The sequence below is a fragment of the Blastomonas fulva genome (assembly GCF_003431825.1).
GTDB classification, from domain to species: domain Bacteria; phylum Pseudomonadota; class Alphaproteobacteria; order Sphingomonadales; family Sphingomonadaceae; genus Blastomonas; species Blastomonas fulva.
The window spans coordinates 1,996,425-2,021,114 of the sequence record NZ_CP020083.1 but is presented as its reverse complement, the minus strand read 5'-3'; the positions used below and the strand labels follow the sequence as shown (position 1 = coordinate 2,021,114).

Annotated in this window: 22 protein-coding genes and 1 tRNA gene; 16 read left to right on the top strand and 7 right to left on the bottom strand. The window is 66.0% G+C overall.

All coding sequences use genetic code 11. The features are described 5' to 3' along the window. Positions 1–174 precede the first annotated feature (174 nt). Positions 175–1,314 (top strand): glutamate 5-kinase, encoded by a 1,140-nt coding sequence (gene proB / locus B5J99_RS09400; RefSeq protein ID WP_117352260.1) that lies wholly within the window; start codon positions 175–177, stop codon positions 1,312–1,314. After that, entirely contained in the window at positions 1,311–2,222 is a 912-nt protein-coding gene (locus B5J99_RS09395) for an NAD-dependent epimerase/dehydratase family protein (protein WP_117352259.1), read from the top strand. Before proB ends, B5J99_RS09395 begins: the two co-directional genes overlap by 4 nt. Here B5J99_RS09395 and B5J99_RS09390 read toward each other — a convergent pair. Further along, positions 2,215–2,715, bottom strand: a complete 501-nt coding sequence (locus tag B5J99_RS09390; protein WP_231683640.1) for a Pycsar system effector family protein — start codon at positions 2,713–2,715, stop codon at positions 2,215–2,217. The two genes, B5J99_RS09395 and B5J99_RS09390, sit on opposite strands and share 8 nt — an antisense overlap. A 236-nt stretch (positions 2,716–2,951) precedes the next feature. Between B5J99_RS09390 and B5J99_RS09385 the strand changes: the two genes are divergently transcribed. From B5J99_RS09385 to putA, 3 genes are all read left to right on the top strand, one after another. Continuing rightward, the gene (locus B5J99_RS09385; RefSeq protein WP_117352257.1) at positions 2,952–3,194 is read left to right on the top strand and encodes an acyl carrier protein; all 243 of its coding nucleotides are present in this window, start codon (positions 2,952–2,954) and stop codon (positions 3,192–3,194) included. Between the two features lie 48 nt (positions 3,195–3,242). Further along, positions 3,243–4,442, top strand: coding sequence for a serine palmitoyltransferase (gene spt / locus B5J99_RS09380; RefSeq protein ID WP_117352256.1), 1,200 nt, complete (start codon positions 3,243–3,245; stop codon positions 4,440–4,442). Positions 4,443–4,659: 217 nt separating this feature from the next. Next, entirely contained in the window at positions 4,660–8,145 is a 3,486-nt protein-coding gene (gene putA / locus B5J99_RS09375) for a bifunctional proline dehydrogenase/L-glutamate gamma-semialdehyde dehydrogenase PutA (RefSeq protein WP_117352255.1), read from the top strand. 33 nt (positions 8,146–8,178) lie between these two features. On the opposite strand, the gene B5J99_RS09370 is transcribed toward putA, so the two are convergent. Continuing rightward, the gene (locus B5J99_RS09370) at positions 8,179–8,826 is read right to left on the bottom strand and encodes a PadR family transcriptional regulator (protein ID WP_245991583.1); all 648 of its coding nucleotides are present in this window, start codon (positions 8,824–8,826) and stop codon (positions 8,179–8,181) included. A gap of 132 nt (positions 8,827–8,958) precedes the next feature. On the opposite strand from B5J99_RS09370, the gene B5J99_RS09365 reads away from it, so the two are divergent. The 5 genes from B5J99_RS09365 to B5J99_RS09345 all read left to right on the top strand — a co-directional run bounded on the left by B5J99_RS09365 (position 8,959) and on the right by B5J99_RS09345 (position 13,494). After that, a complete protein-coding gene (locus B5J99_RS09365; RefSeq protein ID WP_117352253.1) occupies positions 8,959–10,278 on the top strand; it encodes a replication-associated recombination protein A in 1,320 nt (439 codons plus the stop codon). 70 nt (positions 10,279–10,348) lie between these two features. Next, the gene (locus tag B5J99_RS09360) at positions 10,349–11,626 is read left to right on the top strand and encodes a serine hydrolase domain-containing protein (RefSeq protein WP_117352252.1); all 1,278 of its coding nucleotides are present in this window, start codon (positions 10,349–10,351) and stop codon (positions 11,624–11,626) included. 5 nt (positions 11,627–11,631) lie between these two features. Further along, positions 11,632–12,525: a hypothetical protein gene (locus tag B5J99_RS09355; RefSeq protein WP_211337807.1), complete on the top strand. Its 894-nt coding sequence runs from the start codon at positions 11,632–11,634 to the stop codon at positions 12,523–12,525. A 32-nt stretch (positions 12,526–12,557) separates the two neighbouring features. Further along, positions 12,558–12,633, top strand: a tRNA-Thr gene (locus B5J99_RS09350). 54 nt (positions 12,634–12,687) lie between these two features. Continuing rightward, positions 12,688–13,494 carry a hypothetical protein gene (locus tag B5J99_RS09345; protein ID WP_245991582.1) on the top strand — a complete coding sequence of 269 codons (807 nt, stop codon included), beginning with the start codon at positions 12,688–12,690 and terminating at the stop codon, positions 13,492–13,494. Between the two features lie 24 nt (positions 13,495–13,518). Here the strand turns inward: B5J99_RS09345 and B5J99_RS09340 are convergent, their stop codons facing one another. Then, complete coding sequence (locus B5J99_RS09340; RefSeq protein WP_117352250.1) at positions 13,519–14,103, bottom strand: superoxide dismutase family protein; 585 nt, start codon at positions 14,101–14,103, stop codon at positions 13,519–13,521. 141 nt (positions 14,104–14,244) lie between these two features. Between B5J99_RS09340 and B5J99_RS09335 the strand changes: the two genes are divergently transcribed. Beyond that, the gene (locus B5J99_RS09335; protein WP_117353436.1) at positions 14,245–14,688 is read left to right on the top strand and encodes a PaaI family thioesterase; all 444 of its coding nucleotides are present in this window, start codon (positions 14,245–14,247) and stop codon (positions 14,686–14,688) included. Between the two features lie 10 nt (positions 14,689–14,698). Here B5J99_RS09335 and B5J99_RS09330 read toward each other — a convergent pair whose 3' ends face one another. Beyond that, positions 14,699–15,490, bottom strand: coding sequence for a DUF1499 domain-containing protein (locus B5J99_RS09330; RefSeq protein WP_117352249.1), 792 nt, complete (start codon positions 15,488–15,490; stop codon positions 14,699–14,701). Positions 15,491–15,650: 160 nt separating this feature from the next. Between B5J99_RS09330 and B5J99_RS09325 the strand changes: the two genes are divergently transcribed. The 4 genes from B5J99_RS09325 to B5J99_RS09310 are packed head-to-tail and all read left to right on the top strand — an operon-like array spanning position 15,651 to position 18,602. After that, the gene (locus B5J99_RS09325) at positions 15,651–16,169 is read left to right on the top strand and encodes a GNAT family N-acetyltransferase (RefSeq protein WP_054133442.1); all 519 of its coding nucleotides are present in this window, start codon (positions 15,651–15,653) and stop codon (positions 16,167–16,169) included. Positions 16,170–16,228: 59 nt separating this feature from the next. Further along, a complete protein-coding gene (locus B5J99_RS09320; protein ID WP_069049396.1) occupies positions 16,229–16,819 on the top strand; it encodes a DUF1285 domain-containing protein in 591 nt (196 codons plus the stop codon). Then, on the top strand, positions 16,816–17,412 hold the full coding sequence (locus tag B5J99_RS09315; protein ID WP_054133444.1) for a CoA pyrophosphatase: 597 nt from the start codon (positions 16,816–16,818) through the stop codon (positions 17,410–17,412). Before B5J99_RS09320 ends, B5J99_RS09315 begins: the two co-directional genes overlap by 4 nt. Then, complete coding sequence (locus tag B5J99_RS09310; RefSeq protein ID WP_117352248.1) at positions 17,409–18,602, top strand: CCA tRNA nucleotidyltransferase; 1,194 nt, start codon at positions 17,409–17,411, stop codon at positions 18,600–18,602. The genes B5J99_RS09315 and B5J99_RS09310 overlap by 4 nt, the downstream gene beginning before the upstream one ends. Before the next feature lie 16 nt (positions 18,603–18,618). On the opposite strand, the gene B5J99_RS09305 is transcribed toward B5J99_RS09310, so the two are convergent. The 3 genes from B5J99_RS09305 to B5J99_RS09295 all read right to left on the bottom strand — a co-directional run bounded on the left by B5J99_RS09305 (position 18,619) and on the right by B5J99_RS09295 (position 23,588). Then, entirely contained in the window at positions 18,619–20,358 is a 1,740-nt protein-coding gene (locus B5J99_RS09305; protein WP_054133446.1) for a putative bifunctional diguanylate cyclase/phosphodiesterase, read from the bottom strand. A gap of 78 nt (positions 20,359–20,436) precedes the next feature. Then, positions 20,437–22,740, bottom strand: a complete 2,304-nt coding sequence (gene parC, locus B5J99_RS09300; protein WP_117352247.1) for a DNA topoisomerase IV subunit A — start codon at positions 22,738–22,740, stop codon at positions 20,437–20,439. A gap of 83 nt (positions 22,741–22,823) precedes the next feature. Next, positions 22,824–23,588, bottom strand: a complete 765-nt coding sequence (locus B5J99_RS09295) for a crotonase/enoyl-CoA hydratase family protein (protein ID WP_069049391.1) — start codon at positions 23,586–23,588, stop codon at positions 22,824–22,826. A gap of 198 nt (positions 23,589–23,786) precedes the next feature. Between B5J99_RS09295 and purC the strand changes: the two genes are divergently transcribed. After that, positions 23,787–24,566 (top strand): phosphoribosylaminoimidazolesuccinocarboxamide synthase, encoded by a 780-nt coding sequence (gene purC / locus B5J99_RS09290; protein WP_054133449.1) that lies wholly within the window; start codon positions 23,787–23,789, stop codon positions 24,564–24,566. Positions 24,567–24,690: the final 124 nt, after the last annotated feature.

The window sequence follows — 24,690 nt, the reverse complement described above, 5'->3', positions numbered from 1 at the left end:
CTGCAATATCGTGCCTTTCTCTCGTCACCCCCGCGCACGCGGGGGTCCCGCTTCTAAAGCTGGCCAGGCAAAAAGCGGGATTCCCGCGTTCGCGGGAATGACGGGGATGGAAGACCGTCTGTTTCGCCTGTAACTCACTTGGTGCCGCTTTCGCCGGAAAACGGGATTTGAACGATGACCCACGCCCCTTCCCCCGCCGCCCTGCTGTCTGCCGCCGCCTGTCCGGTGCTGGTGGTCAAGGTCGGCTCGGCGCTGCTGGTGGCGCCCGACGGGACCGTCCGGCGCGAATGGCTGGCGTCCTTGGTCGACGACATCGCCGCGCGGACCGCGGCCGGGCAGCGCATCGTCATCGTCTCCTCGGGCGCGATCGCGCTGGGCGCACGGCGGCTCGGGCTGCCCAAGGGCGGCCGCGCCAGCCTTGAGGATGCGCAGGCAGCCGCCGCCACCGGGCAGATTGCGCTCAGCCAGTGCTGGGCCGAGCTGCTGGGTGATCATGCCATCACCGCCGCGCAGATGCTGGTCACGCTCGACGATCTGGAAGATCGCAGGCGCTTCCTCAACGCGTCGGCTACCTTGCGCCGGTTGATCGCGCTGGGCGTGGTGCCGGTGATCAACGAGAATGATTCGGTCGCGACCGAGGAAATCCGCTTCGGCGACAACGACCGGCTCGCCGCGCGCATCGCGCAGGCGGCAGGCGCTGGCGGCGTGGTGCTGCTCTCCGACGTCGACGGGCTCTACACCGCCAACCCGAAGAACGACCCCGACGCCAAGCTTGTCGAGAGCGTCGCGCGGATCGATGCGCGGATCCGCGCCATGGCCGATGGCGGCTCTGCATCGGGGATGGGATCGGGCGGTATGCTCTCCAAGCTCGAGGCGGCACGGATCGCGACCAGCGCGGGCGCGCACCTCGCCATCGCCAACGGCACGCACGACCACCCGCTCGCCAGGCTGGCGGCGGGCGGCCGAGCCACAGTGTTCACCGCCGGGCCGCAGGGCAAGGGCCGCAAATTGTGGCTGGCGGGGCGCATGACCGCGCGCGGGCGGATCACCGTGGATGCAGGAGCGCAAGCCGCGCTCGCCAAGGGATCGAGCCTGCTCGCCGCGGGCGCCACCGCCGTGGACGGCAAGTTCGTACGCGGCGACGTGATCGAGATCTTGAACGCAAGCGGAGAGACGATCGCGCGGGGGCTGGCCGAATATGACGCTGGCGATGCGGCACGGATCATGGGGCTGCGCAGCGATGCGATCGCCGAGGTGCTCGGCTATGCGCCGCGCAGTGCGCTGGTCCACCGCGATCAGATGGTGCTGTTGTGAGCGTGATCGCGATGACCGGCGGGACCGGCTTTGTCGGCGGTGCGAGCATCGATGCGGCTCTGGCCAGCGGTCACCAGGTCCGCGCGCTGACCCGCCGTCCGCAGCCGGAACGCGAAGGCGTAATCTGGGTACCAGGCGCGCTGGACGACCCTGAAAGCCTCTCCGAGCTGTGCATCGGCGCCGATTGCGTGCTGCATATCGCGGGCGTGGTCAACGCGCCCGACCGCGCGGGCTTCATCGCGGGCAACATCACCGGCACCGAAAACATGCTGGCGGCGGCGAAGGCGGCTGGGGTTGCGCGGTTCATTCACGTCTCGTCGCTCGCCGCACGCGAGCCTGGCCTGTCGAACTACTGCTGGTCCAAGGCCGAGGCCGAGGCGCGAGTCGTCGCATCCGGGCTCGACTGGCAGATGGTGCGCCCGCCCGCGGTCTATGGCCCGGGCGATACCGAGATGCTCGACCTGTTCCGGATGGCGGTGCGCGGCGTGGTGATGTTGCCGCCGGGCGGGCGGATGTCGGTCGTGCATGTCGCCGATCTCGCCGCGCTGCTGGTGCGGCTTGCGGGCGGTGCAGGTGATGCGAACGCGATCCACGAAGTCGATGACGGTGCCCCGCGCGGCTGGAGCCACAAGGATTTTGCCGATGCGCTGGGCGATGCGGTGGGGCGCAAGGTCCGCGCGTTCAGCACGCCCAAGCTAGCGCTGCATCTGGCCGCGCAGGGCGACCGGCTGCTGCGCGGCAAGGCGGCGAAGCTGACCCCCGACCGGGCGCGCTACATCGCGCACAGCGACTGGACCGCCCATCCGGACCGGAAACCCCCGTCGCAACTGTGGAGTGCCGAGATACCGACACGTCAGGGACTGGCAGACACCGCGCGCTGGTATCGTGCCCAGGGCTGGCTCAAATAAGCGAGCGGCCCAGCGCCAGCTCGACCAGGAACAAAGCGAAGGTCAGCGACAGGCCGATCAGGAAGATGCGATAGGCATGGCCGAGATAGCGGTACTTCTTGTGCTGCAGCACCATGCCGTTCTGGTGGACATCGCGCAGCATGGTACGGAAGATTGTCTCGTCGGTGTGCAGTTGGTCGATCACCAGATCGGCAAAGTCATCTTCCGCCATCGCGGAAAAATTACCGAAGAACATGAAGTTGGTCGATCCGGGCGGAACATTGGCTTTGGGCGTTGGGGTTCCGCGCACCGAGGGCAGGATGGCGAACACCGCGCACATCGCCGAGAGGAACGCGAACAGCGCGAGCACGATCAGCGGCAGCGTGAAGTTGCCGCTGCGCGCCTGGCCGACCGAAATTGTGAACACCACGAAGGTCGCGCCCATCAGAATGCTCGCCTTCTGGTCGGCCATCTGGCTCAATGCGAGATTGGTCTGAACCGATGTGCGGATCAAGTGGATGGCATGCGGCGAGAAGGTGTGCGGGGTCTGCAGCCATGGGGTGGGAATCGCCGGTCTCGGCGTTTCGACTCGCGCTGCTTTGGCCCCCTCTTCCATTACAGATTAATGACATAGACGCGCCGTGCTTGACAAGCGCCGCCGCACTGGCCTTCAGGCTTCCACATACTGCCGCGTTTATGCCGCAATCGCGGGGCAAGGCGGTGCCCACACTTGATCGACGAAAGACACCCATGACCGACAGCCCCGCCACTTATGAGCGCATCGCCGCGCAGATCGAGCCGTTCAACAAAAAGGGCGTCGCGCTGACCGATGGCACCACCTTTGCGGGTGATCTGGAGTGGGACAGCCTGACCGTCATGGATTTCGTCGCCGCGATCGAGGATGAATTCGACATCATCATCACCATGAACATGCAGGCGGAGATCGAAACCGTCGGCCAGCTGGTCGCCGCGGTGGAAAAACTCACCGCCTGACCCCATCTGCTGTTTCTCGCCTGCCTGCCCCCAACAGAGAATGACCCCATGACCGACCTGTTTTCCAAGTTCGACGCCCTGATCGGGGAGCGCGAGGCGCTGCTTTCGCACGGCGTGCGCGATCCTTATGCGCTGGTCATGGAATCGGTCAAATCGCCCACCGTGGCGATGTGCAACGGCAAGGAAACGATCCTGCTGGGCACTTACAACTATATGGGGATGACCTTCGATCCCGATGTGCTCGACGCCGGCAAGACTGCGCTCGACAATTTCGGATCGGGCACCACCGGCAGCCGCGTGCTCAACGGCACCTACGCCGGACACCGCGACTGCGAAGAGGCGCTCAAGGAATTCTACGGGATGGACCATGCGATGGTCTTTTCCACCGGATACCAGGCGAACCTCGGCATCATCTCGACCATGGCAGGCAAGGAGGATTACATCATCCTCGACATCGACAGCCATGCCTCGATCTATGACGGCTGTTCGCTGGGCAACGCCCAGATCGTCGCCTTCCGGCACAACGATGTCGAGGCGCTGGAAAAGCGGCTGAAGCGCCTCCCTCCTGAAGCGGGCAAGCTGGTCGTGCTCGAAGGCGTCTATTCGATGCTCGGCGATATTGCGCCGCTCAAGGAAATGGTCGCCATCTCCAAGGCTGCAGGCGCAATGGTGCTGGTCGATGAAGCGCATTCGATGGGCTTTATCGGCCAGAACGGCCGCGGCGTTGCCGAAGCGGCGGGCGTGATGGACGATGTCGATTTCATCATCGGCACGTTCAGCAAGTCGGTCGGCACCGTCGGCGGCTTCTGCGTATCCAACCACCCCAAGTTCGAAGTGCTGCGGCTCGTCTGCCGCCCCTATGTGTTCACCGCCAGCCTGCCGCCGTCGGTTGTCGCCACCGCCGCGACCAGCATCCGCAAGCTGATGCACGCGGGCAACAAGCGCGCACACCTGTGGGAAAACTCCAAGCGGCTGCACCAGGGCCTGCGCGACCTCGGCTTCCAGCTTGGCACACCCGAAGCGCAGAGCGGCATCATCGCGGTGATCATGACCGACATGCTGAAAGGTGCCCAGATGTGGGAGGCGCTGCTCGACCGCGGGCTGTACGTCAACCTCGCCCGCCCGCCCGCAACCCCTGCGGGCATGACGCTGTTGCGCTGCTCGCTGTGCGCCGAACATTCGAGCGAACAGGTGACGCAGATCCTGGGAATTTTCGAAGCGGCGGGCAAGGACGTCGGGGTTATCTGAGAGATCCCTCTCCCCTCCCGCTTGCGGGAGGGGTGGCCGAAGGCCGGGGTGGGCCTGAACGCCAAGGTGGTGCTCCCAAGCCCACCCCTGTCCGGCAGGCCGGACCTGCCCCCCCGCCAGCGGGAGGGGAGAGGCGCAGGCAATCACACCCCTTCAAAACCCCTGAAATTGCTGTATGGGCGAACCCACAACGTCCTCCCCAGACAAGGCTTTAGCCATGACCGAACTGCTTGCATTGCGCGATGCCGTGCGCGCTCATCACCGGGCCGATGAAGGTGCGGTGCTCGACCATCTGATCGCGAGCTATGCCCCGTCGCCCGAACTGCGCGCCCGCATCCGTGCGCGCGCGGTGCGCGTGGTGGAGGATGTCCGTGCGGCTTCCGGCCCCACGCTGATGGAGAGCTTCCTGGGTCAATACGGCCTGTCGAGCGACGAGGGGCTGGCGCTGATGACGCTGGCCGAGGCGCTGCTGCGGGTGCCCGACGCCGAGACGATCGACGACCTGATCGAGGACAAGATTTCGCCAGCCAACTGGCGCGAGCATTTCGGCAAGTCCGAACACAGCCTGGTCAACGCCAGCACTTTCGCGCTCTCGATGACCCAGTCGGTGCTCGAAGGATCAGTCAGCAAGGGACCGCTCGACGCGCTTCGCGGGGCAATCAAGCGATTGGGCGAGCCGGTCATCCGCGCCGCCGTGCGCCGGGCCATGAAGGAGCTGGGCAACCAGTTCGTGCTAGGCGAAGACATGGACGAAGCGCTCAAGCGTTCGCGCAAATGGGCCGACGAGGGCGCGACCTTCAGCTACGACATGCTGGGCGAGGCGGCATTGACCTTCCCCGATGCCGACCGCTATTTCGCCGCCTATATGGACGCGATCCGCGCGATCGCCGCTGCCGCCAGAACCGACGACATGCGCACCAATCCGGGCCTGTCGATCAAGCTTTCCGCGCTCTATCCGCGTTACGAGATGAGCAAGGCGGACGAATGCGTTCCCGCGCTCGCCGACCGCGTGCTCGAGCTCGCCCGCGCCGCACGCGATGCGCGCATCGGGCTCAATATCGATGCAGAGGAAGCCTATCGCCTCGGCATGTCGCTCGACATCATCAAGCTGGTGCTTGCCGATACGTCCCTCGCCGGCTGGGACGGACTTGGCGTCGTGGTCCAGGCGTTCGGCAAACGTGCCAGCTTCGTCATCGACTGGCTCTATGGCCTTGCCAAGTCGCTCGATCGCAAGATCATGGTCCGGCTGGTCAAGGGCGCATACTGGGACAGCGAGATCAAGCGCGCGCAGGTCGATGGTGTGCCCGATTTTCCGGTCTTCACGAGCAAGGCTGCGACCGATATCTCGTACATCTGCTGCGCGGCGCAATTGCTCAAGCTGACCGACCGCATCTATCCTCAGTTCGCCACGCACAATGCGCACAGTGTCGCGGCGATCCTCGAGATGGCGGGCAACCGCGACGATTTCGAGTTCCAGCGGCTGCACGGTATGGGCGAACCGCTGCACGGGGCGCTGCTGCGCAACGAGAAGGTCCGCTCGCGGATCTATGCGCCTGTGGGCAAGCACCGCGAACTGCTGGCCTATCTGGTGCGCCGCCTTCTGGAGAACGGGGCAAACTCGTCGTTCGTCAACCAGCTCGCCAACCACGCCGTGCCCGCCGAGGCGATCGCTGCCGACCCGTTCGAGCAGCTCGAGGCCGCGAGGGCCGAGGCCGATGCCAGGATCATCCGCCCGCAGGCGCTTTATGCCCCGGCGCGGATCAACTCGCGCGGCTGGGATCTGGCCAACCGCGCCGACCTCAACGCGTTCCTCGAATCGCGCAGCGCCTTTGCACAGACCCAATGGCACGCCGCGCCGCTGATCGTGGGAGCGCCCAGCGCCGCCACCCATGCCCGCGAGGTGTTCAGCCCGGCAAGCCCGGACACGCAGATCGGCACAGTGCGTGATGCGACCGCGGACCAGGCCGCATCCGCCATTGCCGCTGCTCGCCCGTGGAATGCACCGGTGGCGACCCGCGCCGCGATCCTGAACCGCGCCGCCGACCTGCTCGAAGAGCACCATGGCGAGATATTCGCGCTGCTGGCGCGCGAAGCAGGCAAGACCGCGCTCGATGCGATCGCGGAGCTGCGCGAGGCGGTCGATTTCCTGCGCTATTACGCGGCCGAGGCGCTGGCCAATCCGACGCTCGCACCCCGCGGCATCATCAGCTGCATCTCGCCATGGAATTTTCCGCTGGCAATCTTCACCGGCCAGATCGCAGCGGCGCTTGCGGCGGGCAATGCTGTGCTCGCCAAACCCGCCGAACAGACCCCGCTGATCGCGCATCTGGCGACCCGGCTGCTGCATCAGGCAGGCGTCCCCGACCACGCGCTGCAGCTGCTGCCCGGACAGGGCCGGGTGGTGGGCGCCGCGCTGACCGGGGATGGCGCAATCGCCGGCACCTGCTTTACCGGATCGACCGCCACCGCGCAGGCGATCAACCGCACCATGGCGGAGCACTGCCCGCCCGATGCGATGCTTATCGCCGAGACCGGCGGCCTCAACGCGATGATCGTCGATTCGACCGCTTTGCCAGAACAGGCCGTGCGCGACATCGTCGCCTCCGCCTTCCAGTCGGCGGGCCAGCGCTGTTCGGCGCTGCGCATGCTGTATGTGCAGCGCGATATTGCCGAGCCGCTCAAGGAAATGCTGTTCGGCGCGATGGACGCGCTGTCGCTGGGCGACCCGTGGTGGCTTGCCAATGACGTCGGACCGGTGATCGATCCGCATGCGCGCGACAAGATCGCCGCGCACATCGAGCAAGCCCAGCGCGACGGGCGGCTGCTCAAGCAGCTCGAGGCTCCGGCGAACGGCTGGTTCATAGGCCCCGCGGCGATTGCGGTCGGTGGCATCGACGACCTAGCCGAGGAAATCTTCGGGCCGGTGCTGCACATCGCGACCTTCGAGGCCGGCGAGATCGACGCGCTGATCGACCGGATCAACGCGCGCGGATTCGGCCTGACCTTCGGGCTGCAGACCCGAATCGATGGCCGTGTCGATCATGTCACGTCGCGGGTTCACGCGGGCAACATGTACGTCAACCGCAACCAGATCGGCGCGGTGGTCGGTGCGCAGCCTTTCGGTGGCGAGGGGATGTCGGGCACCGGACCCAAAGCGGGCGGGCCGCGTTATCTGCCGCGCTTCGCCGAGGCTTCAGGCCCGCACAATGCGCTCCCGCCGCTGACCCGGATCGCATCGCGTGCCGAGGTCGAAGCGGCGCTGACTGCCCTGCCGCGTGTCACCGAGCTGCCGTTGGACAGCATGACGATGCCAGGGCCCACCGGCGAATCGAACGTGCTGTCGACCTATGCGCGAGGCCGTATCCTGTGCCTGGGGCCGACGGTCGAGGCCGCGATTCAGCAGGCGCAGGCGGCGCAGTCGGAAGGTTGTGCTGCGCTGATCGTGGTGCCGGGCGCAAGGGGGCCGCACGCGATCGACGGGTTCATCGAACGCGGCGATCTGGCGCTGATCAGCGGCTTTGACGCGGTGGCAGCCTGGAGCACACCCGATGACCAGCGCGCCATCCGCATCGCGCTCGCCGCACGCGACGGCGCGATCCTGCCGCTGTTCACCGATGAACATTACGCCGCCCGATGCGTGCATGAACGGCATGTCTGCATCGACACGACCGCAGCCGGCGGGAATGTGTCGCTGCTGGCGTGATCTTTCCCCTCCCGCAAGCGGGAGGGGAAATAGTCAAAGTCGCTCGATCTTCTGCGCGGCTTCGTCGAGGATCTCGGCAACGCGGTGCTTGAATTCGGCATCGGCCTCACCGCTCGCCAGGCGATGCGCCATCGCGGCCATCAGATTGCCTACCGCGCGGCCGATCTGCGGGCCACCTGCGCGCTGCTCGCGCTCTTCGCCCGCCTCGGACAACCGCGCCAGCAGCGCATCGGCCTCGTCGCGCTTGTCGGAAAGCTCGGCAATCCCCGCATCGGTGATGCGGAACGCCTTGCGCGCGCCATCGGTTTCGACAGAGGCGATCAGCCCTGCATCTTCCAGCAGGCTGAGCGTGGGGTAGACCACGCCGGGGCTGGGCGCATAGTCGCCGCCGGTCATCTCCTCGATCGCCTTGATCAGGTCATAGCCATGCCGCGGCTCCTTTTCGATCAGCGCGAGCAGCACGATACGCAGCTCACCACTGTCGAACATCCGCCTGCGGCCCCGGCCACCGCGGCCTCCACCGCCGCCGCCACGGCCACCCCGGCCGCCACCATCGAAGCTCCAGTTGCCGAAGTCCCAGTCTCCGCCCCAGCTACGGCCACCGCCGCGTCCGAAGCTCATTGCGATAAAGGGGTTGCCCGATCCGCGCGGACCGCCGGCCATTTTGAAACGCATACTCATATCGAATCTATCTCCTGTGTGTCTCGATGGCTCTAAGATATATCTTAGATACAGTTTGACAAGAGCTGATCTGCGACGGGTGCATTTTTCATCCCCTTCCCCCTGCCCCCGCCAGCCGCTAGCGTTCCTGCGATGAGCGACCTGTTCGAAGCCCTTCCCCCCGCCACCAGCAACAGCCGGCCCGCCGCCGATGCGCCGCTGGCCGACCGGCTGCGCCCGGCGAACCTAAGCGAGATCATCGGCCAGGATCACCTGACCGGTCCGGAAGGCGCGATCGGGCGGATGGTCGCGGCCGGTAAGCTGTCTTCCATGATCCTGTGGGGCCCCCCCGGCACCGGCAAGACCAGCATGGCGCGGTTGCTGGGCGAGGCGACGGGGATGCGCTTTGTCGCGATCTCGGCGGTGTTCTCCGGCGTCGCGGACCTCAAGAAAGCCTTTGCCGAGGCCGAGAAGATGGCAGGTGCAGGGCAGCGCACCTTGCTGTTCGTGGACGAGATCCACCGTTTCAACCGCGCGCAACAGGATGGTTTCCTGCCCTTCGTCGAGCGCGGGACGGTGGTGCTGGTGGGGGCAACGACCGAAAACCCGTCGTTCGAACTCAATGCCGCTTTGCTCAGCCGCAGTCAGGTGCTCATTCTGCGACGGCTGGACGAGGCGGCGCTGGGCGAACTGATCGCGCGCGCGGAAGCGCTGACCGGACGCTCGCTGCCGCTCACCGACGACGCCCGCGCCGCGCTGATCGCCTCGGCCGATGGCGACGGGCGCTTCCTGCTCAACCAGGTCGAGACCTTGCTGACGGTGCGGATCGATGCGCCGCTCGACCCGGCGGGGCTCGCCGCATTGCTGCACCGCCGGATGCCGGTCTACGACAAGGACCGCGAGGGTCACTACAACCTCATCTCGGCGCTGCACAAGGCGATGCGCGGGTCCGATCCGCAGGCTTCGCTCTACTATCTCGCGCGCATGCTGGTGGCGGGCGAGGAGCCGCTCTACGTGTTGCGCCGGATCACCCGCTTTGCCAGCGAAGACATCGGCATGGCCGACCCGCAGGCGCTGGTGCAATGCCTCGCCGCCAAGGATGCGTATGCGTTTCTCGGGTCACCCGAGGGCGAACTGGCGATCGTGCAGGCGTGCCTCTATTGCGCCACCGCGCCCAAATCGAACGCGATCTACGCCGCGCAAAAGGCCGCCTGGAAAAGCGCGCGTGCCACCGGATCGCTGATGCCACCGCCCAATATCCTGAACGCGCCGACCAAGCTGATGAAGGACATCGGCTATGGCAAGGGCTATGCCTATGACCATGATCAGGCCGAGGGCTTTTCGGGCGCGAACTACTGGCCCGAAGAGATGGACGCGCAGCAGTTCTATCGACCGGTCGAACGCGGCTATGAAGCGCGCATTGCCGAGCGGATGCGCACATGGGAGAAAATGCGTGAAGACAATCGCAGTTAGTCTTGCCCTCGCCTTGGCACTGGCGGCCCCCGCCGTTGCCCAACAAGCGACGCCTATCCAACCCTCGCACATGGATCGCGCGCAGGCCGCCGGCTACAAGGCGCAGTTCGTGTGTTCCGGCTTGTGGAACGGCAACAAGACGCTTGCCGATATCGAGGCGGATGAACTCACCGGGATCTATCCGCACGTCGCCGCGATCGTGCCGACATTGAAGGCGGACATCGACGAACCCGCGCATCAGGTGAGCGTCGCCTTTGCCGAGGACATGCCGCCGCGCGTTGCCCGGCACAATCCGGTGACCGGCTGCACATCGATGCCGATTGGCTGGACCAGCGACGGCACCCGCCTTCCCGCCGAGGCGCTGGAGCGGGCGATCCCCGGCAGCGCCGACGCGCTTGCCTGGCCGATGGGCGATGCCGATGCGAGCGATCCGAGGATCATGATGATCACGCCGTTCGACACTCTGGTGGAAAGTGCGTTCGAGGCGAAAGCGTTCGGTGGCAAGACCAGCGGTGTCGTGATCGTCCACAAGGGCCGGGTCGTGCAGGAGCGTTACAAACCCGGGCACGACATGCACACCGCGCAGCGCACCTGGTCGGTCGCCAAATCGATCGCGGGAACCTATGTCGGCTTCGTCCGCCAGAAGGGTTTCAACATTCCCGACGTGCCGGTGCGCGAGTGGAACGTCGGGGGCGATCCGCGCAAGCGCATCACCCTCGATCATCTGCTGCGGATGGGCAGTGGCCTCGTCAGCGACTCGCCAGGCAACCGCACCGATGCGGTCTATATGGGCGCGGGCGAAGTGCGGCAGTGGACGACATTGTGGCCGATGCTGCACCAGCCGGGAAGCGCCTTCCGCTACTCGAACAACGACATCCTGCTCGCAACCCTGGCGGCGCGCGATGCCGCGCCCGATCTGCATCCGCACCAGATGTTCGATGCACTCGGCATGACGCGCACCTGGGCCGAGACCGACTGGCAGGGCAACTACATCCTCTCCAGCCAGGTTTGGACCACCGCGCGCGACATGGCGCGGATGGGGCTCTTGTATCTGAACGATGGCAGCTGGAACGGTCAGCGCATCCTGCCCGAAGGCTGGCGCGACTATGTGACCCGGCCCAGCGGCCCGCAGCCGGAAGGCCCGTTCGGCTATGGCGCGAGCTTCTGGCTGATGAGCAAGAGCGAGGGCGTTCCTGCCGATGCGTTCGCCGCGTTCGGCAATCGTGGCCAGTATCTGGTGATGATCCCCAGCCGCGACCTCGTGATCGTGCGGCGCGGCTATGACGGCCCGGACGATCAGTTCAACATCGCCAAATTCACCGCCGAGGTGCTCAAACAGATCCGCTGAACGCAATGCGCCGTTTCCAGCATTACGCCTGTTTTGACTGGTCGGGACAGGCCGTGGCACGTCCCAGGGGCCTCGCGCTCGCGACCATCGCGGCGGAGGCTGACGCACGCCCGGTGCTGCTGCGCCCGCAGGGGGGCTGGTCGCGCGGCGCGGCGCTCGACTGGTTGCTCGCGCATGCCGATGCGGGGACCGACATGCTGATCGGCATGGATTTGTCACCGACCTTTCCCTTTGTCGATGCGGGCGGCTATTTTCCCGGCTGGGATGAAAGCCCGCCCGATGCGCGCAGCCTGTGGGCGCTGGTCGATCAGTTGTGCGATGGCGATGACCATCTGGCGGCGGGGGGCTTTGTGACGCACGAGCAGGCGCGGCGTTATTTCCGCCATGGCAAGGGCGATACCGGCGACCGTTTCGGCACGGCAGGCACCGGACGGCTGCGCGCGGTAGAGCATCATCAGCGCAGCACCCGCCAGGCTAACAGCGCAAGCTGCTTCAACCTGGTCGGCGCAGCGCAGGTCGGCAAGTCGAGCCTCACCGGGATGCGCGTGCTGCACCGGCTGGCGGGGCGCATCCCCGTGTGGCCGTTCGATCCGCTGCCCGAACGGGGCCCGGTGATCGTGGAAATCTACACCAGCATCGCCGCGCGTGCAGCCGGTCGCGGGCTATCGCGCAGCAAGGTGCGCGATGCCGACGGGCTGCATCAGGCACTGGCCCAGCTGGGCGCTGCGCCCCCTGCCCCGTTGATCGCGCATGACGACCACAGCACCGATGCGCTGATGACAGCGGCGTGGCTGCGCCATGCCGCGCGCGACGAAAGCCTGTGGCGCAGCTTCTGGCACCCGCCGGCGCTCGATGATGCCATCCGCATCACTGAAGGCTGGACCTTTGGCGTCAAATAGAGCATTGGACGCGGCGCAAATGCGCCTGTAGCGCCGCTTTAGCTCAGCTGGTAGAGCAACCGCCTTGTAAGCGGTAGGTCGTTGGTTCGAATCCGACAAGCGGCACCATAAGCGCGGGATCAGGGGCTGGGGGGCCGTAATCGCACGAGAACAAGCCCGCTGATGGACATGCCCCAGACCAAGATGATCCCTCCTGCCGAAGCCCTGCCCTGGCATCTGCGCACCCGCTCGTGGCTGCGCTCCCGGCTGGGTGAGCGCGCCGGCGGGGTGATCTTTGCACTGCTCGCCGAAATCCTGATCATCCTCGTGCTGCTGTCGCTCTCGATCGCGCCGCCGGCAACGCGGCAGGAAGAGGAGAAGCTGACGGTGTTCGGGGTTAGCCCCGAGCCATCCGAGGAAAAGGTCGAGGAAGAAAGCCCTGCCGCCGAGCAGGAGGCCGCGCAATCGCCCCAGCCGCAGGAGACCGAAGCCGCGCCCACCGAAGTGCCAAGCCCCCTGGTCGCATCCCAGCCATCGGTCGTACCTCCTGCCATCGTCCCGATGCCGTCCGCGCAACCTGCCCGTCCGCAGGCCGCGCCGCAGATCGCCAAGCCCAAGGCCAACCCCGGACGCGTCTATGGCCCGCCCGACAAGGGCGTGCCCGGCGACAGCGCACGGGTCAGCGGATCGGGACCCAATGGCGAGCCGCTTTATGCCGCCGCCTGGTATCGCGAACCCTATGCGGATGAACTGGCAGGCTATCTGTCAACGGCGCGAGGCCCCGGCTGGGGCCTGATCGCCTGCCGCACAGTCGAGGATTTTCGGGTGGAAGATTGCGTGCAGCTTGGCGAATCACCGCAAGGATCGGGGATCGCCCGCGCGGTCATCTCGGCGGCCTGGCAGTTCCGGGTGAGGCCGCCAAGGGTCGGCGGCGTTTCCAAGGTGGGCGAGTGGGTGCGCATCCGGATCGACTATACCAGCAAGCCCTGAGCGCGCACCCCGCCAGACGTTAGCTCAGCCTCGGCCGAACACGCCGCAGGCTATGCGATCGCCGCTGTCGCCCGACGGATCGGTCATCTGGTCATCCGCCTTGGCGTGGATCACGAGCGCCGCGCCATCGGCATCGAGCATCTCGGCGAGCGCCGCTTCCTTGACGGTGTAGTCCATCTTGCCGCTACCATCGCTGGCAATCGTCAGATTGGGCATGTCGCCGTGATGCGAGCCCTGCGGATTGCTGAGGCCATGCTTGGCGCCCATGGGGTTCCAGTGGCCGCCTGCGGTCTCGAACTTGGGACCATCGCACTTGCCGGTCATGTGCACATGGATGCCATGCTCGCCCGGCGCGATGCCCGTTGCCGACACTGCGATCAGGATGCCGCCTTCGCGCTCGGTCGCGGTCACCGTTCCGGCATCTCGTCCATCGGCGGTCTTGAGGCTGGCGGTGGCGATCACAGGCGCAACCGGATCTGCCATGGCGAGCGTGCCATCGCCGCTTTCGGCGGGCTCGGGTGCCGGGGCTGGCGTCTCGTTGCCGCACGCGCCAAGCGCCAGGGCGCCGGCCAGAACAGACGCGCTGAGGGAAAAACGGATCGGGATCATCGGACAAGCTCCTCTTATCTATGCTGTAAATACAGGGCAGTCTCGCCATGGTTCCGCCCACAGCGCGACATTGTGCGTTTGACATGCGCGGCATTTGGCGATTGGCTGGGCTTTGCAAAAACCGCAATCGAACGGAGCCCCATGACCGCAACACCCCCCGAAGCCGTCCATGACCTCAACACCGCCATGGGATTCGTCCGCATTGTCGAGATGGATCCGCAAGGCCGTGCGACGATCGAATATCAGGCGGGGCAGCACATGTGCCATTCGGGCGGAGTCGTGCAGGGCGGCTTCGTCACCGGCTGGATCGATGCCGCGATGGCGCATGCCGCGATGGCGATGACGGGCCCGGACGTGGTGCCGATGTCGCTCGAGCTCAAGGTCAGCTTCTTCGCGCCCGCTCGCCCCGGGGTGGTGATTGCCAAGGCGTGGGTCGAGCGGCGCGGGCGCAGCACCTGCTTTTTCGAAGGTCAGTTGCTCGATGCTTCAGGCAAGGTGCTCGCCAAGGCGAGTTCGACGCTGATGCTTGCCGACCGTAGCCGTGTCGAGCAGGCCTCCAGCAAGGCAGTGGCGGGCGCGGGCTAGCCGCCGCCCGTCAGCCCTTGAGCGCTGCAGCCTTCAGGTCTTTCAGGAAACCGCGGATCCGCTTGGCATTGACGCCCAGATCGCTGCGCCCCACTCGCGAAACGGATCGCACATCGATCTGGCTGGTGAGCCCGCCAGGGCCAGGTTGCACCCGCACCACGATATCGTCCTTGAACCGGAACAGCGACACGGTGTCCACCGCCTCCAGCCGACCTTCGTCGGGGCGCACCGCTGCGATCTCCCAGCCGCGCTTGCGCGCGACCTGCTCGGCCAGCGCCACTGCCTTGTCGACCGGCAGCGCCACGGTGACCGTGCGCAGGTCGCCATAGGCCGCGCCATGCAGCAGCTTCCAGCGCTCCATCGCATCCATTCCGGCATATTTCGCCTCGCCCCGTCCGGGGACATCGGCAAAATCGTCGGGCCGCAACTTGAGCACCCGGAATTCGGGCGGATTGTCGAGATTGGTGGTGATGTCGTGGATCTGCGGCACGCTCCTGCCGACATTGACCCAGTATCCGATGACCCCCAGGAACCCGAGCGAGCACACCAGGCCGATCAGCGTCATGTTGCGGATCGCCGTGCCCTTCTTGCGATAGAGCAGCAGCACGATGAGCGAGAACAGCAAGGCGACCAGCGCGACGACGACAGCGGCCATGACCACGCTGAGGCCTTCAAGCTTGCCCCACCAGTCCTGCCCGGCACCGATGGCGCCGACCAGGGCCATCACCACAGAACCCGCGCCCAGCAACAGACACAGCCGTGCCAGCCAGATCGATCCGTGCGGTTTTTCCATGGCCTGCATATAATCCCCCTGTTGCCCGTATGACACACATAGGAAAGGCGGGCGGCTTTGGCAATTCGATTAGGGGTGCTGTACCACTGCGGGAAATGCCGCTCGACTTGGGGAGGCCACGTGCCTAAGGGCGCAGGCTCTGTGACCTCTTGCTTACCCGTCTGGAACGATGACCGAATTCACTATCATCCCGCTGGATCAGGTCGATACGGCCTGGGTTGACGACCTTCTCGACCAGGTGTTCGGACCCGAGCGATCCGGGCGCACCATCTATCGCGTGCGCGATGGTCTTGAGGCGCTGCCCGCGCTGAGCTTTGCCGCGATCGATGCAGATGGCTATCTGGTCGGCACCATCCAGTGCTGGCCGGTGGCGCTGACCGATCCCGACGGTCTTGCCTATCCGATGATTCTGGTGGGCCCGGTCGGCGTCGCTCCCGATCATCAGGACCAGGGCATCGGCCGTGCGCTGATGGCCGCAGTGTTCGGCGCGATGGGCGTGGGCGAAAAGATGCCGCTCGTGCTGCTGGGCGATCCGGAATATTACGGCACCCGCTTCGGCTTTTCCGCCGATCAGACAGGTGGCTGGTCGCTGCCCGGCCCCTATGAGCAGCACCGGCTACTGGCGCTGGCACGGCCCGATTCGGTGATGCCGCCCAAGGGCATTTTGGGCCCCTGGCGCCTGACATGACGGATGATTGGGGGCGCCGGGCTTTGCATCGCGCAGCCTCCGTGCTTATCTGATCCCCCATGCCCTATGATCCGCCCCCCGAAATGCAGGACCTGTCGCTCGCCGAGATTGCGGGACTGGTCGCCGCGCGCAAGCTTCCCCCGGTCGAGCAATGGTCGCCCGCGGCCGAGAGCGACAGCCATATGCGCATCGCCGCCGATGGCCGCTGGTATCATCAGGGCGGGCTGATCTCGCGCCCGGCGATGGTCCGCCTGTTCGCGAGCGTGCTGCGCCGCGAGGAGGACGGGCGCCATGCGCTGGTCACGCCGTTCGAAAAACAGTGGATCGAGGTGGAGGATGCTCCGCTGCTGGCGGTCGAGGTGAAGTCCGAAGGCAGCGGCAAGCAGCGGCGGCTGGCGTTCCGGCTGAACACCGACGAGCTTGCGGTGTGCGGCGCGGACCGCCCGCTGATCCTGCGCGGCACCCCGGAAGAGCCGCGTCCTTATCTGGGCCTGTGGCGCGGGCTGGAGGCGCGGATCGAGCGCAGCGTCTATTACGATCTGGTCGAGCTGGCGCTTGGCGATCAGGGCGATGATGCCGCAGACGCTGCCGGCCTTCCGATCTGGAGCGACGGCACCTGCTTCCGGCTGGACAGGATTGCTGCTGCATGAGCCTGTTTGCCAGGCTTTCCGATGCGCTTGCCGCCAGCGCCGCTAGCGGGCTTTCCGTCGTGGATGAGCGGCATATAGACCCCGATGGCGGCAGGCATATTCCCGCTGCGGTACTGATCGCGGTAACCGACCGGCCCGAACCGGGTGTCATCCTCACCCAGCGCCCCGATTATCTGCGCAGCCATCCCGGCCAGATCGCGTTTCCCGGCGGCAAGATTGACCCAACGGACGCGCATGCCGTTGCCGCCGCTCTGCGCGAGGCGGATGAGGAGCTGGGGCTTGCCCCGCATCATGTCCGCGTGATCGGCGAGGCGGATGTCTATCGCAGCGGCAGCGGCTTTGCGATCACCCCGGTGCTGGGCGTGATCCCGCCTGACCTCAGCTACACCCCCAATCCGGGCGAGGTGGCCGACTGGTTCGAAGTCCCGCTCGCTTTCGTGCTGGACCCTGCCAACCACGCCCATCACAGCACCCACTGGAAGGGCGCCGAGCGCCGCTATATCGAGATCATGTGGGGCCGCCGGCGCATCTGGGGGGTGACCGCAGGGATTATCGCCAACCTCTCGCGCAGGCTGGAAGGGATCATGGCATGACCCGGATCAGCGCCGCCTGGACGCAGCGCACGGACCTTGCCGGGATGCTGGCCGCGCTCGACCCCGGCGGCGACCAGTGCCGCTATGTCGGTGGCGCGGTACGCGATGCGCTGCTGGGCGTGGACGCGGTCGATGTCGATATCGCCACCCGGCTGCTGCCCGAGCAGGTTATGGCCGCGCTGGCCGATGCCGGGATCAAGGCGGTGCCGACCGGGATCGAGCACGGCACCGTGACCGCGGTGCTGCCCGCAGGCCCGGTCGAGATCACCACGCTGCGCCGCGATGTCACCACCGATGGCCGCCATGCCGAGGTCGCCTTCACCGACGACTGGCGCGAGGATGCCGCGCGGCGCGATTTCACCATCAACGCGCTGTTCGCCGACCCGCGCACGCTCGAGGTCACCGATTATTTTGGCGGCGAGGCGGACCTGGCCGCGCGGCTGGTGCGGTTCATCGGCGATGCCGATGCGCGCATCCTGGAAGACCATTTGCGTATCCTGCGGCTGTTCCGCTTTCACGCGCGCTTCGGCGGCCCGGCTGATCCCGATGCGCTGGCGGCCTGTGCCCGGCATGCGGACCGGTTGAAGGCGCTGTCGCGCGAGCGGATCGCGCGCGAACTGCTGCTGCTGCTGGGCAGCATCAACCCTGCAGATGCGGCGCTGCTGATGGCGCAGAGTGGAATCTGGCCGGTGGTCCTGCCCGAAATGGCGGGCGACGGGCTGGAGACGCTCACGATGCTGCTCGCCCGCGAGGCGCAGCTCGGTGCGAAGGCCGATCCCTTGGTGCGGCTGGCGGCGCTGCTGCCGGCGGACCCGCTCGTCGCCGAGGCCGTGGCTTCGCGGTTGCGGCTGTCCAAGGCGCAGCGGGCAACGCTCGCGCGCTATGCCGCACGCTGGCCCGACAGTGGGACTGCGCGGCAGGTGGCAGCCGCGGTGCAGCCTGCCGATACGGTTTCGAACTGGCTGCTGCTGCGCGGCCCGGACGATGCACTGGCGCAGGGCTGGCAGAGCCTCAAGGGCTGGTCGGTTCCCGAATTCCCGCTGGGCGGGCGCGATATCCTGGCGCTGGGCATACACGCCGGGCCGGATGTCGCGCGGGTGCTGGGCGAAACACGCCGCCGCTGGATTGCAGAGGATTTTCCCGAGCCCGAGCGTGTGCGCCAGATCGCTGCACAGGTGGCGGCGGCCTGACGATCCCGGGTGCCGATCAACCCATGCGGGTGATCATGTACGCATAGGCCTCGTCGGCTGGGACCGGCGGCGAATAGAAATAGCCCTGGCCGAACGAACAGCCGAGCGCTGCCAGGGTCTGCGAGATTTCCAGCGTCTCGATTCCCTCGGCGGTGGTCTCCATGCCCAGGGCGCTCGCCAGCGACAGGATGGCGCGCACGATGGCGACCTTGTCGCGTTCCTTGAGCATGTCCGAGATGAAGCTGCGGTCGATCTTGAGCACGTCGATCGGCAGCTGCTGCAGATAGGCCAGGTTGGAATAGCCGGTGCCGAAATCGTCCATCGCCAGCGAGACGTTGAGCGCGCGCAGGGCGCTCATCACCTTGGCGGCGCGCGCGGGATCGCTCACCACCACCGATTCGGTCAGCTCCAGGCACAACCGCTCGGGCTTTGTCTTGTTGGCGCGCAGGATGTTGGCGACCATGCTGGGAATGTCGTCGCGGGCGAATTGCGCGGCGGAGACGTTGACGCTGACCTTGAGCGGCAGCACCTCGCCCGCCTTGGCATCCCATTCGTTGAGCACCTGGCAGGCGCGGTCCAGCGCCCAGCGCCCCAATGGCAGGATCAGCCCGCATTCCTCGGCAACGGGGATGAACTCGACCGGCGAGATCATGCCGTAATCCGGGTCCTTCCAGCGCGCCAGCGCTTCGAACCCGGTGACGAAGCCGTTGCTCATGTCGATCAGCGGCTGGAAATACAGCTCGAGCCGGTCCAGTTCGATCGCCTTGCGCAGCTCGGTTTCCAGCGTGAAGCGCCGGCGGGCCTTGTCGAGTTCCTCGGGCGTATAGATTTCCGCCTGGCGTGTGCGCTTGGCGCGCTTGAGCGCGATCTGCGACTGGCGGATGTAGTTGGCGCAATCGGTCTGGCCGGGCTTGCTGAGCGCGATGCCGATCGCCCCGTCGATCTGGATCTCGAGATCCGACAGCCGATAGGGGTTGAGGAAGATGTCGCGGATGCGGCTGGTTATCCGCGAAAGCTCGCGCGGGTTCGACCCGCGCAGCGGCACGAACAGCGCAAATTCATTGCCCCCGATCCGCGCGACGATATCGGTCTTGCGCACCCGCCCCATCAGGCGGCGCGCGACGGTGATGATCAGCTCGTCACCCACCACGCTGCCTGCACATTCGTTGATCTGGCTGAAGCGCGCGATATCGAGCGTGATGATCGCAAAGCCCGACGTGGTCACGCGGCCATCGCTGCCCTGTTCCGCCAGCCTGCTTTCGACCGCGTCCTCAAACCCGGCCCGGTTGGGCAGGCCGGTCAGGCTGTCGCGCATCGTTTCGCGGCGGAAGCTGTCGTGCGTCTCGATCTCGCTGGTGCGGTCGATCAGGCTCACCAGAAAATGCGGCCAATCCAGCCCGGGCATCTCGATCCGCGCCGCGGTCACGTCATAGCGGCGGGTCTTGACCGGATCCTCGGAGGTCCAGGGGCGGTTGGCCTTGCCACTGTCGTTGCGGCTGGCGACCGACACCAGCTCGGTCAGCAGCGCCACATCGATTGCCGATACGGCGCCAGGCATCAGCTGACGATCGACGAATGCGGGGTTGGCCATCACGATCTGCGGAGCCCCATCGACCCGCGTCACCACCGCTGCGGGGATAGGCAGCGGATCGAGCACCGCCGCAAAGCCGGGATGCCCGCCGGAGAACGCATCCGATACAAGCGAATCCGGCAACGGCTTGGCGCGCGTTCTGGGGGGCGGAGTTGGGCTGGCCATATGTATCAACGCCTAGCCGCGAAAATGTAAAATTAACTTAAACGTCGGTGAAAAAGTCGCGGCCGAACAAAGGTTTTTCTAGCCATCGAAGCGGTTGTTGCGCGGGAAGCCATTGGGCGGCAGCCGCCCGGCCGCGCCGCGCGCGACCCGCCACAGCCCCATGTCCTTCTCGGTCCGCGTCCGCCCGCTGTCGCCGCCCATCGTCCAGCTCAGCCCCTCTTCGAGCCGGAAGGTGGTGGCATCTGCCAGCGATCCGTCGCGATAGCGCTGCAGCTGCACCCCCTGCCCGCGCGCCATTACCGGCAGTTCGCCGAGCGGAAACACCACAAGCTTGCGGTTCTCGCCCACCACAGCGACGTGATCGGCGCTGGCAGGGACATTGCGGATCACCATCAGCCGCACGCCGGGTTTCAGGTTGACGACCTGGCGGCCCTTGCGCGTTTCCGCGATCAGCTCGGCCATTTCGGCCAGGAAACCGCGACCGTTGGATGCGGCGAGCAGCAGCTTGCCTGCAGGATCATAGGGCATCAGCGCGATGATCTGCGCCTCGTTCTCCATATCGAGCATGTTGCGCACCGGCTCGCCAAATCCGCGCGCACCGGGCAGGTTCTGCGCGCCCAGCGTGTAGAACCTGCCATTGTCGAGCGCGATCAGCAGCTTGTCGGTCGATTGCGCGTGGAAGGCAAAGGCGGGGCCATCGCCTTCCTTGAACTTGGTGATTTCAGGGACAGCGAGGTCCGCGTGCCCCTTCATTGCCTTGATCCACCCGCGCCGCGACATGATCACGGTCACCGGCTCGCGCTCGATCATCGCTTCGAGCGGAATTTCGCGCGCGGGGGCGGCTTCGCGCAGGTCGGTCCGGCGGCGGCCGAGCTCGGTGGTTTCCGCATACAGCGCGCGCAGCGTCGCCAGATCCTTCTTGAGCCGCTTCTTCTGCAGCTTCGGATCGGCGAGCAGCTTTTCCAGCCCCTCGGCTTCCTTGACCAGAGCGTCGTGCTCGCGCCGCAGTTCCATCTCCTCGAGCTTGCGCAAGGAGCGCAGCCGCATGTTGAGGATCGCTTCGGCCTGGCGGTCGGTCAGCTCGAACTCGGCCATCATCAGCGGCTTGGGCTCGTCCTGGGTGCGGATGATCTCGATCACCCGGTCGAGGTTGAGATAGGCGATGATATAGCCGCGCAGCAGCTCGAGCCTTGCCGCGATCTTGTCGAGCCGGTGGCGGCTGCGGTTGGTGAGGATGAGGATCTGGTGCCGCAGCCAGGATTCGAGCAGCGGCTTGATCCCCATCACGCCTGGCGTGCGGGTCTCGTCGAGCACGTTGAGGTTGAGCGGAAAGCGGACTTCCAGATCGCTCAACCGATACAGGCTGTCCTTGAGGACATCGGGATCGACATTGCGGCTCTTGGGCTCGAGCACGATGCGGATCGTCTCGTCCGATTCATCGCGGATATCGGCGAGGATCGGCAGCTTCTTCTCCGCGATCAGCGTCGCGATCTGCTCGATCAATTTGCCCTTCTGCACCTGATACGGAATTTCGCTGAGCACCAGCTGCCATGTGCCGCCGGGCAGCTTCTCGATGCCGGTCTGCTCCCAGTTGCCCTCGGCATCCTTGCCGGTCGAATAGCGCGCGCGAAGACGGAAGGCGCCGCGCCCGGTGCGATAGGCGTGGCTGATCGTTTCGGCATTATCGACCAGCAGCCCGCCAGTGGCAAAATCGGGGCCGCGGAATACCTGCATGATCTGCTCGTGCGTGGTTTCCGGATTGTCGATCAGCATGTCGGCCGCGTCGATCACTTCGGCGACATTGTGCGACGGGATCGAGGTCGCCATGCCCACCGCGATGCCGCTGGCGCCGTTGGCGAGCAGATTGGGGAACAGCCCGGGGAAGATTTCGGGCTCTTCCTCCTCGCCGTTATAGGTCGGCTTGAAGGCGACGGTGCCCTCGTCGAGCCCGGCCATCAGCTCGATCGCGGTGCGCGTCAGCCGGGCTTCGGTGTAGCGATAGGCCGCAGCATTATCGCCATCGACGTTGCCGAAATTGCCCTGCCCGTCGACCAGGGGATAGCGCAGCACGAAATCCTGCGCGAGGCGGACCATCGCGTCATAGACCGAGGCATCGCCATGCGGATGGTATTTGCCGATGACATCGCCGACAACGCGCGCGCTCTTCTTGTAGCTGCTCGCCGGATCGAGCTTCAATTGCCGCATCGCCCACAACAGGCGGCGGTGAACCGGCTTCAGGCCATCGCGCAGATCGGGCAGCGAGCGCGCGGTAATGGTGGAGAGCGCATAGACAAGATACCGCTCCGACAGCGCGCGGTCGAAGGACGTGTTCTCGATTTCGGGGATATCGTCGCCAGACCCGGCGCTCGCGTCTTTAGCCATGCTTCAGGCGGGTAGCAGCGCGAATGCCGCAAGGCGAGAGGGTTGGCCCGGTTTTCTGGGGAAAAATGCGCGCCGGACCGGCTTCAGGCGAACGAGCCGTGCCGACCCTTGCCGCCGGCAAAGCGGCCAGCGCCTTCCAGCGTCTCTCCGCTGGTGATCGTCGCACGGCCAAGCTGCGCTTCCAGCGCGATCGCCTCTGCCTCTTCCAGCGACCATTGCGCGAGCGCGCTCGCCCGGTCATTGCGCAGGCAGGTCTGCGGAAAGGCCGCGATCTGCGTGGCGAGCTCCACCGCCAGTTCGAGCGCGCCGCCATGCCGCGCCACGCGGTTGGCAAGCCCGATGTCGTGCGCTTCGGCGGCGCCGATCTCGCGCCCGGTGAGCAGCAGATCCATCGCGCGCGAATGGCCGATCAGCCTTGGCAGGCGGATGGTGCCCATATCCACCAGCGGCACCCCGAAGCGGCGGCAGAAGACGCCCATCCGAGCGGTCTCCGCCATCACCCGCATGTCGCACCACAGGGCCAGCTCCATGCCGCCAGCCACCGCATAGCCTTCGATCGCGGCGATCACCGGCTTGGTCATCTGCATCCGGGTGGGCCCCATCGGCGCCATTCCGGCGTCGGTCACCGGGCGTTTGTCGCCCTCGCTCAAGGCCTTGAGATCGGCCCCGGCGCAGAAATGCCCGCCCGCTCCGTGCAGGATCGCGACATGCACGCTGTCATCGGCATCGATCGCCTCGAACGCCTGCAACAGCTGCAGAGCGGTGGCAGAATCGACCGCGTTGCGCCGCTCGGGGCGGTTGATGGTGACGATCGCCACCGCCTGTTTGTGATCGACCTTGACGTTCATGGCGCTGCCTTGTGCTCCCTCGATTTCACCGCAACGATACCATGCACGGTGTGCGGCATGTTAACCGGAATTAGCAACTGGACAGCACAATTGCGCCCATGGCAGCAAGCGGCTATAGGGGCGCTGAACTACGCCCCGGCTCTGCGCGCTTTGGCCGCCGCACCGGGGCGTCATGCATTTTATCGGAGTTACGAGCCAATGACCCGCCGCCGCCAGATTTACGAAGGCAAGGCCAAGATCCTCTATGAAGGACCCGAGCCCGGCACGCTGATCCAGTACTTCAAGGACGATGCCACCGCGTTCAACGCCCAGAAAAAGGGCACGATCAACGGCAAGGGCGTGATCAACAACCGCATCAGCGAGTATGTGTTCACGCGGCTGGCGCATATCGGCATCCCCACCCACTTCATCCGCCGGTTGAACATGCGCGAGCAGCTGATCCGCCAGGTCGAGATCGTGCCGATCGAGGTGATCGTGCGCAATGTCGCCGCCGGTTCGATCTGCACCCGTCTGGGCCTCGAAGAAGGCCAGCCGCTGCCGCACACGCTGATCGAATATTGCTACAAGGACGATGCGCTGGGCGATCCTCTGGTCGCAGAAGAGCATATCGCGTGCTTCGGCTGGGCGACGCAGGAAGAGATGCAGGACATCTCGTCTATGGCGATCCGCATTAACGATTTCATGTGCGGCATGTTCGCCGCGATCGGCATCCGCCTGATCGACTTCAAGCTCGAGTTCGGCCGCCAGTTCGACGGCGATTTCTCGCGCATCATCCTCGCCGACGAGATCAGCCCCGATGGCTGCCGCCTGTGGGATCTGGAGACCGGCGAGAAGCTCGACAAGGACCGCTTCCGGCGCGATCTGGGCGGCGAAGTCGAGGCCTATCAGGAGGTCGCACGGCGTCTGGGCCTGCTCAACGAGGGCGGCGAAAACGAGGTTCTCGACCTCGACAGCCACCGTCGTCGCAAGGGCAAATAACCGCGCCACACGCGCCTGACCGCTTTACGTTTCCGTCATCTTGCGTGGGCCCTGCGCCCATGCAACATTTTCCGCCCAAGCAAGCAACAAGCGGGCGGAGATGGATCAAGGCGAGAGGCTGTCA

Excerpts from the sequence above, each read along its gene's own strand:
- proB (WP_117352260.1), top strand. The coding sequence starts at position 175 with ATGACCCACGCCCCTTCCCCCGCCGCCCTGCTGTCTGCCGCCGCCTGT.
- B5J99_RS09385 (WP_117352257.1), top strand. The coding sequence starts at position 2,952 with ATGACCGACAGCCCCGCCACTTATGAGCGCATCGCCGCGCAGATCGAG.
- spt (WP_117352256.1), top strand. The coding sequence starts at position 3,243 with ATGACCGACCTGTTTTCCAAGTTCGACGCCCTGATCGGGGAGCGCGAG.
- putA (WP_117352255.1), top strand. The coding sequence starts at position 4,660 with ATGACCGAACTGCTTGCATTGCGCGATGCCGTGCGCGCTCATCACCGG.
- B5J99_RS09370 (WP_245991583.1), bottom strand. The coding sequence starts at position 8,826 with ATGAGTATGCGTTTCAAAATGGCCGGCGGTCCGCGCGGATCGGGCAAC.
- B5J99_RS09365 (WP_117352253.1), top strand. The coding sequence starts at position 8,959 with ATGAGCGACCTGTTCGAAGCCCTTCCCCCCGCCACCAGCAACAGCCGG.
- B5J99_RS09360 (WP_117352252.1), top strand. The coding sequence starts at position 10,349 with ATGGATCGCGCGCAGGCCGCCGGCTACAAGGCGCAGTTCGTGTGTTCC.
- B5J99_RS09355 (WP_211337807.1), top strand. The coding sequence starts at position 11,632 with ATGCGCCGTTTCCAGCATTACGCCTGTTTTGACTGGTCGGGACAGGCC.
- B5J99_RS09345 (WP_245991582.1), top strand. The coding sequence starts at position 12,688 with ATGGACATGCCCCAGACCAAGATGATCCCTCCTGCCGAAGCCCTGCCC.
- B5J99_RS09340 (WP_117352250.1), bottom strand. The coding sequence starts at position 14,103 with ATGATCCCGATCCGTTTTTCCCTCAGCGCGTCTGTTCTGGCCGGCGCC.
- B5J99_RS09335 (WP_117353436.1), top strand. The coding sequence starts at position 14,245 with ATGACCGCAACACCCCCCGAAGCCGTCCATGACCTCAACACCGCCATG.
- B5J99_RS09330 (WP_117352249.1), bottom strand. The coding sequence starts at position 15,490 with ATGCAGGCCATGGAAAAACCGCACGGATCGATCTGGCTGGCACGGCTG.
- B5J99_RS09325 (WP_054133442.1), top strand. The coding sequence starts at position 15,651 with ATGACCGAATTCACTATCATCCCGCTGGATCAGGTCGATACGGCCTGG.
- B5J99_RS09320 (WP_069049396.1), top strand. The coding sequence starts at position 16,229 with ATGCCCTATGATCCGCCCCCCGAAATGCAGGACCTGTCGCTCGCCGAG.
- B5J99_RS09315 (WP_054133444.1), top strand. The coding sequence starts at position 16,816 with ATGAGCCTGTTTGCCAGGCTTTCCGATGCGCTTGCCGCCAGCGCCGCT.
- B5J99_RS09310 (WP_117352248.1), top strand. The coding sequence starts at position 17,409 with ATGACCCGGATCAGCGCCGCCTGGACGCAGCGCACGGACCTTGCCGGG.
- B5J99_RS09305 (WP_054133446.1), bottom strand. The coding sequence starts at position 20,358 with ATGGCCAGCCCAACTCCGCCCCCCAGAACGCGCGCCAAGCCGTTGCCG.
- parC (WP_117352247.1), bottom strand. The coding sequence starts at position 22,740 with ATGGCTAAAGACGCGAGCGCCGGGTCTGGCGACGATATCCCCGAAATC.
- B5J99_RS09295 (WP_069049391.1), bottom strand. The coding sequence starts at position 23,588 with ATGAACGTCAAGGTCGATCACAAACAGGCGGTGGCGATCGTCACCATC.
- purC (WP_054133449.1), top strand. The coding sequence starts at position 23,787 with ATGACCCGCCGCCGCCAGATTTACGAAGGCAAGGCCAAGATCCTCTAT.